The sequence below is a fragment of the Xenorhabdus bovienii genome, assembly GCF_024721015.1.
Taxonomy (GTDB): domain Bacteria; phylum Pseudomonadota; class Gammaproteobacteria; order Enterobacterales; family Enterobacteriaceae; genus Xenorhabdus; species Xenorhabdus bovienii.
On sequence record NZ_JANAIF010000006.1, the window covers coordinates 92,799 to 107,234 of the forward strand.

The window sequence follows — 14,436 nt, forward strand, 5'->3', positions numbered from 1 at the left end:
GATGTTTGTTTTTCAATGGCACTGATTGCCTGAAATTCCTCATTTTTATACTTTCGGCTAAACGCCGAAATGTCGCTAGTAACCGCGGTTGAGACTTAAATGGGGGTCATTCATTCAATCATCAAGGGTTGCGTTGAAAAAAATTAAGTTTAATAAAAAAATTCCTTTCCAACCCATTGTTTAGTTTATGCCATCACATTATTATGCGCCGCCCTTTACGGTTTATTGGCGCTGTCAGATGCCATAAAGCCTTTTTAATATCTTGTTTTATTTGTTTTTTCCAGAGGAAATATGCATTCTAATCAGTTGGCGAATCCAGGCCCGTTGGGTTTGATGGGCTTTGGCATGACAACAATTTTGTTGAATTTGCACAATGCAGGTTTTTTCCCATTGGCATCTGCCATTTTGAGCATGGGAATTTTTTATGGTGGTTTGGCTCAGGTGCTGGCTGGCATTATTGAGTACAAGAAAGGGAATACCTTTGCCGCAACCGCATTTACCTCTTACGGTATGTTCTGGCTGAGTCTGATCGGTTTGTTGTTCCTGCCAGCAATGGGTCTGGCAGGCGCCACCAGCCATGAATTCCTCGGTGTTTACCTCGCTTTATGGGGTATTTTCACTCTGTTCATGTTCTTTGGGACTTTGAAAGCTAACCGGGTTCTGCAATTTGTGTTTGGCAGCCTGACGCTGCTGTTCGCACTGCTGGCAATAGGCAACATCACAGGCAATGCCAGCCTCCTGACCTTCGCAGGTTATGAAGGTATTGTCTGCGGGGCAAGTGCTTTCTATCTGGCTATGGCTGAGGTTCTGAATGAACAATATGGCCGTACTGTTCTGCCGATTGGCGAAGTAAAGCACGCCTGACAGTACCAGGCAAGCAACGCTAGCAAGACTCTATTCAACAGGATGAGCCATCACGCTCATCCTGTTTTTTTGCGTCACTTTTTCCTGACGCGCAAATGTAACCCCAAGAGTATGCCTACAGCAGATAAAACCAGAACATAGTAAGCGGGCGCAAACTGGGTATAGGCCTGTAACAGGGTGACGAAAATCGGGGTCAGCCCGCCAAAAATGGCGTAAGACATATTGTATGAGAATGAAATTCCACTGAACCGCACTTCCGGCGGATAGCTCTGAACCATAACAAAAGGCACGGCTCCAAGCACGCCAACGGAGAACCCCGCCACAGCATAAGCACTGAATAATCTGCCCGGTTCATCACTGATATTATGGTAGAAAAACCATGAAGCTACAGCGAGCAGAGCGCAGCCTGCCACTAAAACCAGACTGGCGCCCCATTTATCGCATAAATGACCGGCTAATATACAGCCGATTGCCAGCATGATAATCGCCAGACTGTTGGCTTTCAGGGTGAGTGACTGCTCCAGATGGAAAACAGTCTGCATATAGGTCGGTGCCATCAAAATGACAACAACAATGCCCGCAGAGAGCAACCATGTCAGCAACATGGAAACGATGATGGCATGTTTATGGTTCAAGATCACAGATTTCAGTGGCAGCCCTTCTGCCAGTTCCTTACGTTCCTGCATTTCCTTGAAGACGGGCGTTTCCTGTAACCAGCGACGCAGATACATAGCACACAAGCCAAAAGCCCCACCAATAAAGAATGGCAGACGCCATGCCCAATCCAAAACTTCCTGCCTGGTATAGGTGGAGGTAATGATCGTAGCCACCAACGAGCCAAGCAAAATGCCAATGGTCAGCCCGGCAGTCAGTGTTCCGCAAGCAAAACCGATGCGTTTATGGGGAACATGCTCCGCCACAAATACCCAAGCACCCGGCACTTCTCCGCCGATTGCCGCTCCCTGCATAATACGCATCAGTAATAATAAAACAGGGGCAGCAATGCCAATCGTATCATAAGTAGGCAATCCCCCAATGATCAATGTCGGTAAGGCCATCAGCAAGATACTGAGCGAAAACATTTTCTTACGCCCAATCAAATCACCAAAATGCGCCATGATGATCCCCCCCAAAGGACGGGCGAGATAACCTGCCGCAAAAATGCCAAAGGTTTGGAGTTGCCGGAGCCACACAGGGATATCCGCAGGAAAAAATAGCTCGCCGAGCACAACGGCAAAAAAGACAAATATAATGAAGTCATAAAACTCTAAGGCTCCACCCAGAGCAGCCAAAGACAGAGTTTTGTAGTCTTGTTTATTTAACGCACGATTATGATGTTGCGACATAAGTTACCGATTTATAGTTATAAAATAGGGATTCTATGATTTTCACCAATAACCCTACCAGACTTTAAAGCAGATAAAAATAAGACTTATTCGATATTTTAAGATATTTATTCTGAGGTTTGTCATTGATTTTATTCTGATAACACATGAATTCATATTTGTTTTAATCCGGAGAGTCATCAGATGGGAAAGAGGAAGAGTACGCAGTCCATATGTTAAATACAGTTAGAATACCTGAGCACTCCCCATATATATCCCATCGATTTCAGTAAATTATTTAGGCAAATATTGCTTCAGCAGTGAAATCACAGTTTCAATATCCGGCAGGGAAGGATGCCCAACCATCTTTTGCAATGATGCGTCAAAGTTTTCATGCCAAACAGGTTCAATAACGTGATAGCCATCATCATTCAACTGCCTGATATTGCGACGTGTTGCATTTTTTTCCCACATGACGCTACCCATTACGGGAAAGAACAGTACCGGAAACGTGGAAGCCAGAATGACCGTCGTCAAACGATTGGGAGTCGCACCATGAGCAGCACTCGCCATCGTGTTTGCCGTTGCAGGTAGAACTGCCATGAGATCATGATCAGCCACAATGCGAGAAGGCTTATCGGTTGGCCAATCCTGTGGTTTTTCTCCGCTGATAACCCGATCGGCATAGAGGGCAACGGTTTCCGCTGGCAAAAAGGGGATAGCGCTGCTTGTCATCAATACCGTCAATGTACAGTCAATCGCCGCCTTAATAGCCGAAAGATATCTGGGAAGGAGGACAATATCGACTGATCCCGTGGCTCCAATTAAAATCCTCGGTTTTATTTTTTGATTAGTTTCATCATATTTCATGGGTAAATTGGCCTTTTTATTATCAGAATGTTTTTGATGATCAGAATATGTTGTTAGCGATATTCACTGGCATATTCCAGCCACTCATCCAGCTCTACCAAGCAGAAATATCTGCCACGCTCCTGCCATTCCCGTGGGTATCCCAAAGAGACTTCCACATGGGCAACACCATGAATATATTCGATATTGGGAATGTGCAAATGACCATATACCACCATGTGTACTCCTTTTCTTGATGCCCACTGGCGAGTTTTTTCACTGCCACACCAAATAGAAAATTCGGTATTGCGCAAGGATTCGGTCGGTTTTCGGATAATCGGAAAGTGGCTCATGAGCACAATGCCTTCACCATCCTGAATGTGATTCAAGCGTTTTTCGGTATATTGGATACGTTCCCGACACCATTCGATAATATTTTTATGGGGATAGGTTTTCAGGAAGAACTCATCGGAACTGATGATGCCGCAGCGACGGGCGCGTTCTATAGCCTGATCTGCCGTATAATCGGTCGCATTTCTGAATGAATAATCGTATAGCGTAAATATGGGGGCAATGGTCACAAATGTACCATCCCCCATAGGGTAGCGATGGAATTCATCTTCTGGAGTGAGCACATTGTGCTGTCGGCAGATGTTTACCAGATGCTCATAACGCAGTACACCGGGTAATTTCACAGGATCTCTGGGACTGCACCAGAGTTCATGATTTCCCGGCGTCCAGATTACCTGTGCAAACCGTTGGGAAAGCGTACTTATGACCCATGTAAAGTCTGACTCCTGTTCTGCAATATCACCCACCAACAAGAGCCAATCGTCCGGTGTCGATGGTCTGAATGAATCGACTATCGCCCGATTTGCTGCATGGGATACATGTAAGTCACTGACAGCCAACAGCATGGTCTCACCTCACTATGACTAAGTTCTCGGAAAAATCAGGGCGTTCCCGGAGGTGCTTCCCCCCAGCCCCATTTTGGTACAGTTTCGCGGCGTGATGGTGCGGCGTCCGGCTGGGAATTGGCCTCTGCCCTGCGTGAACCCCATTCGATATAGGCCGCAAAGGCTGAACGAAACTCAGGATCTGACGGAAGACCGATTTCATCGGCAGACTTCATCAGTAATTCTACCCATCTCGTCCGTTGCTCAGGCTGGATGCTTCTGCCCCTGTGCCGACTCAGCATGACTTTGAAACCACCGCGCTCATCAGTATAGCGACTTTCTCCACCGAGCACTTCTTCCAGCCACATGCCAACATGACCGGGGTGATCGGCTTTCATATTTTTAAACAGGGGTTCAAGCAGTTCGTCTTTTTCAACCTTGGCATAGAAGACTTCCATAAGGTGCATGAGTTTCTCTCTGCCCCCCATCCATTCGAATAAGGTTGGCTTTTCATTTGCCATAACATACCTCTCATATGAATACATGAATGACGTCGTCATTCTGACTATGACGATTTTTTGGTACTAATTAACCCAACTCCAGAGAAGCAATGGCTCTTAATTTCTCCAAATGTCCCTTTGGTATGACATTGCCCTTGTACATTCTGAATGTGTAAAACAATTCCCGTAGCCCATACTCTTTTGCCAGCGGGATAAATTGATTGTTATCGGTTTCAGGTGCATCAAATGTCACAGCTTCACCTGCAGGTACTTGCGCCAGCGCAGCCCTAAAAAGTGTTTCCAGTACATCGGCGTTATCTGCATGGAAAGGCCCAAGCCGATATCCATCTGTCGATTTGCGTATCCCAATAATGCCAGTGACCCCTGTATCTGAACGGGTACAGAAGCCATATCGTCCTTCTCCCCAGAACCAGTCTGCAAGCAATCTCCCACGACAAACACCCGTACATTCAGCATCGTACTTAATGACATCAGCAATATTCGCCTGGGTTATCGGTAATGCCTCTGCTGGTTGAATAACCGGTTGAATGATGACACCAGACATTCTGAAAGTACGATAGTGAGGAACAAATCCTCTTTTTTCATACAATGATGAGATATGGCTGTTCCCATCGCAGCTAATTGTGCGGTGTTCTGCGTAGGCAATACTCGATTTCCATATTTTTCCTGCACAGACATGATTACGGAATTCAGGGGGAACAATATAATGCCCAGCGTGTGTATAAGTATCTGAATAATTCACCATTGACATGGATGAAATAGGCATCCCATTACGGTAAGTAATAAAGAAGCCATGAGGATCGACATTAAAGAAGCGTGAAATATCACTCTCGACCATATTCCACTGTTCAGTATTCGCCCAATGAAAGATAGTGGAGCGCCATTCGCTCGCCGTTACCCTCTTAAATACACACTTGTTGTTGCTCTTCTCACTCATATCCAATATATCCTTCCAACAATATTGCGGTATAAATGCGGAGACGAACATCTTTTATCTACCCGTGCATCCGTATATTCATTAACCAAGTGCTTATTATTTGAATGATGACCCATTGATTATTAAAGCCCCATCGATTTACTGATCATTTCCTGCAAAACTTCACTAGTTCCACCATAAATAGTTTGAGCGCGGCTATTGAGCCAGTTTTTACCCGCAACAGATTCACGCATATAACCTGCCCCGCCATGTAATTGCAGGCAGCGATCCGCGACTTTCATCTGGAGTTCCGTTGTCCACCATTTGATGCGGGCAGCATCCACCAAACTGAAAAGACCCTTGCTAAATTGCTCAACAGCGTTATCAAGATAGACGCGGGCAATTTTTACTTCGGTATCCAACTGTGCGAGGATAAAACGGTTGTATTGAAAGGAGCCAATCGGCTGGTCAAACGCTTTTCTTTCTTTCACGTAAGCCAGCGTACTCTGTAAAATATGTTCTGCGCTGGCAACCGCCACCGCTGAGATACTGAGCCGTTCCCGTGGCATTGCCGACATGAAGTAATAGTTACCGAGGTTTTCACGGCCAATCAGATTGGTAACAGGAACTTTGCAATCATGGAAAAACAGTTCAGCCGTGTCGCTGCCATTCCAGCCAATTTTCTTCATTGGCTCTCCTCTGGAGAACCCGGCCATATCCCGCTCTATCACCAACAGGCTGATCCCCTGACCTTGCTGACCCTGCTCTGTTTTTACCGCCACAACGATCAGATCAGCATTGATGCCATTGGTGATATAGGTTTTGCCGCCATTGACCAGATAGTGATCTCCCTGCCGCTTGGCCACGGTTTTGATATCTGCCGTATTAGAACCACCGCTGGGTTCAGTCATGGCAATGGCTGCGACTCGCTTCCCAAGGCATAATTCCGGCAGCCACTTTTGTTTCTGCTCTCCACTGCCAAGGGCAAAAATGTAACTGGCAATAATATCGTTATGGGCGACGATCCCCGGTACGGTAACGCCAGCTCCGATAAGCTCTTCCGTCAGAATCACGGCAAAACGGTAATCATGTTTTCCCAAACCACCGTATTCGGGGCTGACACTTATGCCCAACAAACCAGACTGACCCAACTTCTCCCAAAAAGAACGCTCCATCAAACCATTATCTTCCCAGGCCTGATGTTCAGGGACGATCTCACGTTCAAGAAATTCACGACAAGATTTCCGGTAATCGTCGAAATTATCAATCTCAATACGCATATTCACTCCAAATTCGTTGTCAGCTTTATTGTTGCGTTCCACTGTCACTCAACAGTATTTGCTTAATGACATCCCAGTGCCGGTAGACGGCAAAGTGATCCCCTTCAATACGGATGAGTGAGGTCTTGTGAGAAGTGTGATTTTTCCAAGCCTGCATATCTGCCAAACCGACATGTATGTCCTGGCTGGCTGAAACCAGCACCAGTGGATAATCCACCTGCATGTTGCCAAGCTGAGGAAATTGGCTACGTATGAGATAATCATTGCGTAATTGCCTGATGATGGGTTTTATCAGCGCCGGTTCGTTCAAAATCGCCTCAGGCGTTCCCTGATCTTCTCTGGTTTTCTGAATCAATTGTTCATCTGTCCATTCATGCCGCTCATCATACGGTTGAAGTTGAGGTGGCACAGAGCAGGACACCACACCAAACTGAGGGGTAAGCCCGTAACGCTCGTGCAGTACCTGACCTACCGCAACACTGAGTACACCACCAAAACTGTGACCGAATGTGATCCACTCCGTGATCCCCTGCACCTGCTTCTGCTGAAAATCCGCCCAAATATCTGAGGCCAGCCGATCAATCAACGGCCCCAACTCATGGACTTCAGGCTCTTTGGCTAAATACCCCCGACCGGGGATCGCCACGGGCTGCAAGATCGCGGCTTTCGTGGCCGCCAGATCATTCAGCCAGGGACGATAAATGGCCGTTGTCGCCCCGGCATGTGGAAAAGCGTAAATGACCAGTCTGCAATTAATGTTCATTTTCCCTCCGCGCTATCAGAAAGCTGACAATCCGCTCAGCCGTCATGATGGTCGTCAGATTGGTCGGCATCGAAGGAATAGTGGGAAACAGCGATGCATCGGCTACGGTCACGCCAGTGATGCCATGCACTTGTCCATCCTCTTGAGTAGCGCAGTCAGGATCAGAGTCGGCTCCCATTCTGAGGGTTCCTGAAGCATGCCAGCCCGGATTGACTAGGTTCTTAATCGCGCTGTTCATGATTTCATCGTTGTAAATCATGGAGTGAGACCAAAACTGGATGCCATCCAGAAACGCATCGACTTCCGGATGCCGCAGGACTTCCCATATTTTACGAACTCCGCCGACAAGACGGGCGATATCCGCAGGATTGCGGGTCAGTGGCAGGTCAATCTGGGGCAGCACAGTAGGATCGGCGGTGCTGATAAAAACACGCCCCAGAGCCTGTGGACGCATCAGCATCACGGAAGCCCCAACCAGCATGGGATAAGCGACACGATCTTTGAATCCCGGTACCGTCTCACTGGCAACATTGTTCAATAGCCCGATTTGCACATCAACTTTTGTGTCATAGCCACTGCTGATGCGGGCAGCAATTTGCCGCCACGGCAAGCCCGTTGTACACACGCCAGTTTTCGGTAATGACCAGAGCACGACTGATGCGTGGTCAGTCAAATTTCGGCCAACGGCGGGCAATTCCGCAATCACCGGAATGCCCAAAGCACTCAGATGTTCGGGATCGCCGACACCTGAACGCTGTAACAGGGTTGCCGAACCAATTGCGCCTGCGCAGAGAACGATGTGTTCTGTGTGATAAACTTGTTCTTCCCCGGCCTGAATCACTTTTACACCGGACGCCACCGTTCCGTTAAAAATGATCTGGGCTACCAGCACATCCGTCATAACGCGCAGGTTCTTTCTATGAAGAACAGGTTCAAGGTATGAGCGATAAACATCCACTCTTTCTGCCCCATTGATGACATTGGCAGGTACAGGCCCCACAGCGGGGGCCTCTCCAGCATTAAGATCATCCGCATAGGGAACACCAGACTGCTCACAAGCACGGGCAAAAGCCATGTCAAGGGGATGGATTTCCTCATGTTGCGGTCTGCGCAAACACATTGGCCCCAGTGAACCGTGGTTATCATCACCCGTGCGATCGACATCATTCTCCAGATGTTTAAACCACGGCAGAACTTGTTCCCAAGACCAGCGAGGACAGCCCATTTTCACCCATTGTTCAAAATCGCTGGGAAATCCCCTAAAGGCAATAGCACCATTAACGGCAGAAGAACCACCAAGCACCTTTCCCACACGATAATTGAACGGTTTTCTTCCCCGGTGTTTGCGCTCTTGTTTTTTTTCATCTTGCAGGTAATGAGAAGGCGAAATGAGATCGGCGAACCGATCTTCACTGCGTACATTCGCTTCGTAATCCCAGTTATACCCCTCCAGCACCAGCCTTGACGCATCCCGGAGCGGGCTGGCCGGGTCATTAACATCAGATGCGTGACCTGCTTCAAGCAACAGCACCGATTTCGTACCGTTCTCAGACAGGCGCGATGCAGCCACACACCCCGCCGAACCACCACCCACCACGATGTAATCGTATATCTTGGTCATAGGTCACTCACCGCTTGAGATTGCATAATCGTCCCGATAATCCGAGAAAATGCCTGAATGTTGGAATTCATGAACAACCCTTCGATAATGTCCTGCTCTCCGGCGGGAGTAATATTAAATTCCTGTCGCAGAGCACTGAGCAGACCAACGGCATGCAGTGAGTCACCACCAATATCGAAGAAGCCATCGGTAACATCGAAGTCATCATGCTGGAGCTGTGCCTGCCAGAGTTGTAAAATTTTCGTTTCTATCTCATTGGCCGGATCGACGGCGATTGCTGTGTGTTCTTCGCTATCAGCCCAAGGAAGTGGTAGCGCCTTACGGTCAATTTTGCCGTTGCTGGTTAATGGCATATGAGCCAGCAACACGTAATAGCTCGGCACCATATAGGACGGCAGTGTATTGCGGGCAATTTCCCTCAACTGTTCCTGAAAATGGGTAGGCTCTTCTGACGTATCCGCAGCAGAGGGAACCACGTAGGCCACGATATGCCGCTGACCGGTTTTGGCATGGACGGGGGCATCCATAACCACGTGACCGGCGTTTTCGTGGGTCAAGAGACAGGCTTCAATTTCACCTAATTCAATGCGATATCCATTAATTTTCACCTGATTATCTTCACGACCCAGAATTTCTATCAGGCCGTTAGCCATATAGCGTCCCAGATCTCCCGTCTTGTATAACCGCTCGCTAGTAACAGGATGGGTAATGAATCGCTGCGCCGTTTTTTCGAGATCGCCCAGATAACCCAAAGTAACGCCCTCTCCCCCAATATAGAGTTCGCCGGTCACCCAGTTGGGACAAGGTGAAAGCCAATTGTTCAGGACATGGAATTTCTGGTTTGCCAATGGCTTGCCATAAGGAATACTTTTCCAATTTTTATCAATATCTTCAATTGGATAGCATATCGACCAAATAGAACCTTCGGTTGCGCCACCAAGACTGATGATCGCCGTATTGGGCAGATTTTCCCGAATCCGCTCAGGCAGATCGATAGGGATCCAGTCACCGCTCATCAGTATCAGTCTTACTTGTGTCTGAGCCAGATCGGCACCATTTCGGTCTACCAAAACCTTGACAGGAGCAGGCACGCTGTTCCAGATAGTAATCTGATGTTTAATCAGCGTTTCAAACCAGATTTTCGGATCATTAGCCGTTTCAGAGGTTGAAAAGACAACCTTTCCTCCTGCCCCCAGCACGCCGAAATAATCATATACGGACAGGTCAAATCCGGCAGGTGCAACGGATAAAACCGTGTCCTTTTCTGTCACATGAAATTTGCGATTGATATCCAGTACCGTGTTCGCTGCATTGCGATGGGAAGCCATGACCCCTTTCGGTTCCCCTGTTGAACCCGAGGTAAAGATGACATATGCCAAATCATCCAACGCTTGCACGGAAGAGAAATGAGCAGAGATCTTCTGTTCTGTATCCATTGCCTCAGACATCAGGCACTCATCCAGATTGATCCGGAATAAATCAACCAATTCACCCTCGTTAAAAAGGCTGCTCTCAGTGACGATACCTTTGGCGGAGCAGCGCCTGAGCAAGTTCATCCGACGCTCTGCGGGAAGCTGAGGATCAATGGCGACATAGGCCGCTCCCGACATGAGAATCCCCAATACCCCAAGCACCAATGCAGGGCCTTGTGGCAGGGAAACCGCCACAATATCATTTGGATGAATCTGGACTGAGGCACGAAGAGATTTTGCAACTTCACTGGCGCCCTTGACCATTTCGGCATAAGTAAAGTGCTTTTCGCCCTGCACAAGGGCAATGGAATGGGGGAATTTCTCTGCGGCCTGCAAAATCATTTCATGCAGAAGTTGGGGAGCAAGATCAATATCCGTTGCATTAGCCTTGGCACGTTCTGCCATATCGGACGCAGGAAGTTTTACCAATGATCCGGTTTTGCCCCACACAGAATCATCTTCTGCACAGACGATGAGGAGCGCCATATAACTATCCAGCATGGCTTCAACCATACCATCGGGGAACAGCTCATTAACCGTATTCCAGTTAATCTGGACGATGCCATCAAGGCGAACGATTTGGTTTTCCAGCCATACCTGAGGGGTTTGATTACTGCTATAAACCTGCACCGTGCCAGCCCAGTCCATATCCGTAACAACATCGTCTAAATTGGCTGTCAGAGTATTGCTGAATACCACCGGTGCAGAAACTGCGCGGCTGCCATGACTGCGACGAGTCAGCTCCCTCAAGACCTGAACGCCATTGTAGGAAGAATGCCAACGATTCATCAGCAAATCAGTCTGAAGCTGTACTAACCGATCATTGAAACTATCGTCTTCTGTCCCCTGTATTGCCAGTAATGTAGGTTGCAGGAAGTTCCCGACAATATTTTCAACCTCTGCAAAATAGGGACGACGACCAAGTTGTGTGATGGTCAATGTAAAAGTCTGACGTTTTGACCACTGACGGAGAACTTCTGCATAGGCTCCCAACAACAACGTTTCAAGCGTCAGTTTTTGCTGCTCTGCTTTTTTCTTAAGAGCGGATAAGGTTTCTGTCGCTATTTTCCGACTGTAACGCTTGAACATCGGTGGAGAAATCAATTCAGGGGCGTTTTTCAATGGCAATTCAGGGGATGGCGGTAAGTTATCGAACTGTTGTTCCCAATAAGCTTTATCATATTGCCCTTGTGGTTGTCCCTGTAGATAACGTTCAGCCTTGATATAATTTTGAAAATTCGCTTCGTCATCTAATTCAGGCAATTCGCAGCCTTGATAAACCCGCCCCCAGTCCCGCAATACCAATCTGACGCTATGAAGATCCATGAACATCAAATCAAAATAGAGGTGCAAACGGATAATTTCATCACTGAGTATCGTTGCGCGTATATCAAATGACGGGATTTTATCCACGGGTAATAACTGTGTTTCCATTTTCTGACGAATATCTGCCAGCTGTTTATCTTTTTCTGATGCCGGCCACGCTCTGCCATCCTGAATAGAAATAGTATAGGTCAATGATTCAGACAAAACCCGCTGCTGACCATCTGAAGATAGCGCAGTCCGCAGCATGGGATGATATTCAACCACCTTGTTCAGTGCGTCATTCAGTGCCTTGATATCTAAGGATTTGACATCCCATTCGGTATACAGGCAACTCGTCCGCCCGCCCAGTTCCAACCCAGGATTACGGCCGATCAGGTAAGCATATTGAATATCCGTCAGTGGAAAATCGTCTGTTGTCGACTCTTTTGTAAATAACGTTTTGGGAATAGTCATATTTAGTGGCAATACACTGCAAAGCATTTCGTGAATCTGCTGTGTGAGATGAGATATTCCCGCTTCTGTATTTTTATTTTCTAGTTCAGCTAATTCAGAAGAAGAAAGAGAAACTTGTAATCCAGACTCTTGCAATGCCCTGAGAAAATGTTGCATACATTATCCTCTATCGTGTAGCAGAGAAATCGAGTTTTCTCTATGTGATATTGTTTTTAGTTACTTGTAGTAAATTTTTTAAAACCAAAATCAAATAATTCCGATAAATATTCTGAAACATAATTAAACTGGTTTAATATTGAATATTAAAAAATAATTGCGAGATTAAAAACCAACCCCCTATTTATATTATTTTCCCTCAAAAATTAATAATTAAATATCCAGCTTTAATGTGATGATATTGATCGCCCAACAATATTGCAACATTTTTATAACCATAAATTATATCTAATAACGATATCAAATTAACAATTAATGTTATATGAGAGTTATCATAATAAATAGTCGCAACTAATTAAATATAAGAGTAATTTTAACATATCATTTTTTATGATACGTCATTTTATATGTTGATGTAAGTATTTGACACATATTAATAATAAAAAAAGACATAATGAAATAATTATTAATAATACATTAACGGGATAGGTAAATAGGTGATAAAGAGTAGTGATTAGTATATACCGTCGATAAACATAAAGTTATTTATCGACGGTTATTAAGATTGACGTTAAGAAAATAATGTCAGGAAGAGTGCAGCTAAATAAAGACCAACACCATAAGACGTGTGCGCCATCAGGCTTCTTAATCTGGCGATATTAGGCGTGGGGGTTTTGGATGCTGCAATTCCCATTCCCATACCGGGCTGCATAATAAAATAAGGCGCGACGACAGTAACGACACCAACAATCAATGCAGGGATCAAAGTGGGATTTTTCGCCCAATCCAGCCCCCAAATCAATAATAAAAGTCCCGCGAAAATAATCCCAATCAGGTAATGGGCGAACCAGCCAATCCCAGTTTCACCTTTCACGGGCTCAGCCTGTACAATGCTTTTATGGACAAATATCCCTTTTGGAATATGCCCAATCCAGCGACCTACCATGGAATAATTCAGTGATGGCACTCCAAAGCTGCGTTTTATGAAAACCGCCCAAAGATCCATCACAACCGTTGCACCAGCCCCGATCAATACCGAACGAACAATCAACTCCAGTCCTTCATTCATTTGTTGCTATCCTCCTAATTTGGCCATTCATCGCAGTTGAATCACTTATCTGACACTCGCAGCGTCCAAAAAACTTTGATATTATTGCATTCAATGAATTTATTGAATGTAATAATATTGGAAGCCAAATGTCAATGTTTGATAAACAAACTCTCGTTGAGATCGCGGAAATTGCCAAAGTACTGGGGAATACCCACCGCCTGACACTGCTTGAATGTTTGGCCGATACCGAGCAATCCGTCGAACGTCTGTCGGATTTATCCGGCCTGTCTGTTGCCAACACTTCCCAGCATCTACAGCACCTCAAGCGCGTGGGACTGCTTCAGTCCCGCAAAGAAGGCAAGCATGTTCTTTATCGGCAGGGAGAAGGCCCGATAACAGATATTATCTCCGCACTCCTGCAATATGCTGAATTTAACCGCACAGAAATGCGCAGGCTGATCGATGATACAAATAACCAGGAATCCATTTCATGGGAAGAACTGCTGGATCGGATCAAAGAAAAAAGCATGACATTGCTTGATGTCAGGCCAAAAGAGGAATTTGAACAAGGCCATTTGCCGAACGCCATCAATATTCCGGTCGATGAATTGGGAAACAGACTGGACGAACTTTCTGCCAGTCAGGAACTTATCGCCTATTGTCGAGGCCCTTATTGCGTTCTCTCTGCCAATGCCCTCGAATTGCTGCGTGCTAAAGGCGTTCGCGCCCGCCGCTTTAAAAAAGGGTTCTCAGGCTGGAAAGATGCGGGAATGCGTATCGAAGTATGATCTTAAATTTAGCGTTTTCAGGCCAGTCATTGGCCTGAATATAATAATGAATTGGTTTTACTTATAAAGTTAACTATTTATATCCGTCGTCATTGAAGATGCTTGATTTTTCATTTGTATCAGATCATGATCGCGCTCATGAAAATTAATCTGAC

At 46.2% G+C, this 14,436-nt stretch carries 12 protein-coding genes; 2 read left to right on the forward strand and 10 right to left on the reverse strand.

Annotation, left to right across the window (positions count from 1 at the left end; translation table 11 throughout):
• The first annotated feature begins 291 nt into the window (after positions 1-291).
• Entirely contained in the window at positions 292-864 is a 573-nt protein-coding gene (gene satP / locus NXS07_RS03405) for an acetate uptake transporter (protein WP_238125075.1), read from the forward strand.
• A 74-nt stretch (positions 865-938) separates the two neighbouring features.
• On the opposite strand, the gene NXS07_RS03410 is transcribed toward satP, so the two are convergent.
• The 10 genes from NXS07_RS03410 to NXS07_RS03455 all read right to left on the reverse strand — a co-directional run bounded on the left by NXS07_RS03410 (position 939) and on the right by NXS07_RS03455 (position 13,511).
• Positions 939-2,210 carry an MFS transporter gene (locus tag NXS07_RS03410; RefSeq protein WP_238125074.1) on the reverse strand — a complete coding sequence of 424 codons (1,272 nt, stop codon included), beginning with the start codon at positions 2,208-2,210 and terminating at the stop codon, positions 939-941.
• A 273-nt stretch (positions 2,211-2,483) separates the two neighbouring features.
• Entirely contained in the window at positions 2,484-3,059 is a 576-nt protein-coding gene (locus NXS07_RS03415) for a flavoprotein (protein ID WP_051861105.1), read from the reverse strand.
• Positions 3,060-3,112: 53 nt separating this feature from the next.
• The gene (locus NXS07_RS03420) at positions 3,113-3,955 is read right to left on the reverse strand and encodes a metallophosphoesterase family protein (RefSeq protein WP_258086174.1); all 843 of its coding nucleotides are present in this window, start codon (positions 3,953-3,955) and stop codon (positions 3,113-3,115) included.
• Between the two features lie 35 nt (positions 3,956-3,990).
• The gene (locus NXS07_RS03425) at positions 3,991-4,455 is read right to left on the reverse strand and encodes a group II truncated hemoglobin (RefSeq protein WP_012988245.1); all 465 of its coding nucleotides are present in this window, start codon (positions 4,453-4,455) and stop codon (positions 3,991-3,993) included.
• 67 nt (positions 4,456-4,522) lie between these two features.
• Positions 4,523-5,392 carry a GNAT family N-acetyltransferase gene (locus NXS07_RS03430; protein WP_258086175.1) on the reverse strand — a complete coding sequence of 290 codons (870 nt, stop codon included), beginning with the start codon at positions 5,390-5,392 and terminating at the stop codon, positions 4,523-4,525.
• A gap of 122 nt (positions 5,393-5,514) precedes the next feature.
• On the reverse strand, positions 5,515-6,651 hold the full coding sequence (locus tag NXS07_RS03435; RefSeq protein WP_258086176.1) for an acyl-CoA dehydrogenase family protein: 1,137 nt from the start codon (positions 6,649-6,651) through the stop codon (positions 5,515-5,517).
• Between the two features lie 25 nt (positions 6,652-6,676).
• A complete protein-coding gene (locus NXS07_RS03440) occupies positions 6,677-7,414 on the reverse strand; it encodes a thioesterase II family protein (RefSeq protein WP_258086177.1) in 738 nt (245 codons plus the stop codon).
• On the reverse strand, positions 7,404-9,035 hold the full coding sequence (locus tag NXS07_RS03445; RefSeq protein ID WP_258086178.1) for a GMC family oxidoreductase: 1,632 nt from the start codon (positions 9,033-9,035) through the stop codon (positions 7,404-7,406). Before NXS07_RS03445 ends, NXS07_RS03440 begins: the two co-directional genes overlap by 11 nt.
• Positions 9,032-12,442, reverse strand: a complete 3,411-nt coding sequence (locus NXS07_RS03450) for a non-ribosomal peptide synthetase (protein ID WP_258086179.1) — start codon at positions 12,440-12,442, stop codon at positions 9,032-9,034. The genes NXS07_RS03445 and NXS07_RS03450 overlap by 4 nt, the downstream gene beginning before the upstream one ends.
• Positions 12,443-13,013: 571 nt before the next feature.
• Positions 13,014-13,511: a DUF2938 domain-containing protein gene (locus NXS07_RS03455; protein ID WP_038205118.1), complete on the reverse strand. Its 498-nt coding sequence runs from the start codon at positions 13,509-13,511 to the stop codon at positions 13,014-13,016.
• A 128-nt stretch (positions 13,512-13,639) separates the two neighbouring features.
• Here NXS07_RS03455 and NXS07_RS03460 point away from each other — a divergent pair, with 128 nt between their 5' ends.
• Complete coding sequence (locus NXS07_RS03460; RefSeq protein ID WP_038197958.1) at positions 13,640-14,281, forward strand: ArsR/SmtB family transcription factor; 642 nt, start codon at positions 13,640-13,642, stop codon at positions 14,279-14,281.
• Positions 14,282-14,436: the final 155 nt, after the last annotated feature.

Bases quoted from the DNA above. Each gene is read 5' to 3' on its own strand.
- satP (WP_238125075.1), top strand. From the start codon at position 292: ATGCATTCTAATCAGTTGGCGAATCCAGGCCCGTTGGGTTTGATGGGC.
- NXS07_RS03450 (WP_258086179.1), bottom strand. From the start codon at position 12,442: ATGCAACATTTTCTCAGGGCATTGCAAGAGTCTGGATTACAAGTTTCT.
- NXS07_RS03430 (WP_258086175.1), bottom strand. From the start codon at position 5,392: ATGAGTGAGAAGAGCAACAACAAGTGTGTATTTAAGAGGGTAACGGCG.
- NXS07_RS03440 (WP_258086177.1), bottom strand. From the start codon at position 7,414: ATGAACATTAATTGCAGACTGGTCATTTACGCTTTTCCACATGCCGGG.
- NXS07_RS03420 (WP_258086174.1), bottom strand. From the start codon at position 3,955: ATGCTGTTGGCTGTCAGTGACTTACATGTATCCCATGCAGCAAATCGG.
- NXS07_RS03425 (WP_012988245.1), bottom strand. From the start codon at position 4,455: ATGGCAAATGAAAAGCCAACCTTATTCGAATGGATGGGGGGCAGAGAG.
- NXS07_RS03415 (WP_051861105.1), bottom strand. From the start codon at position 3,059: ATGAAATATGATGAAACTAATCAAAAAATAAAACCGAGGATTTTAATT.
- NXS07_RS03435 (WP_258086176.1), bottom strand. From the start codon at position 6,651: ATGCGTATTGAGATTGATAATTTCGACGATTACCGGAAATCTTGTCGT.
- NXS07_RS03460 (WP_038197958.1), top strand. From the start codon at position 13,640: ATGTCAATGTTTGATAAACAAACTCTCGTTGAGATCGCGGAAATTGCC.
- NXS07_RS03410 (WP_238125074.1), bottom strand. From the start codon at position 2,210: ATGTCGCAACATCATAATCGTGCGTTAAATAAACAAGACTACAAAACT.
- NXS07_RS03455 (WP_038205118.1), bottom strand. From the start codon at position 13,511: ATGAATGAAGGACTGGAGTTGATTGTTCGTTCGGTATTGATCGGGGCT.
- NXS07_RS03445 (WP_258086178.1), bottom strand. From the start codon at position 9,035: ATGACCAAGATATACGATTACATCGTGGTGGGTGGTGGTTCGGCGGGG.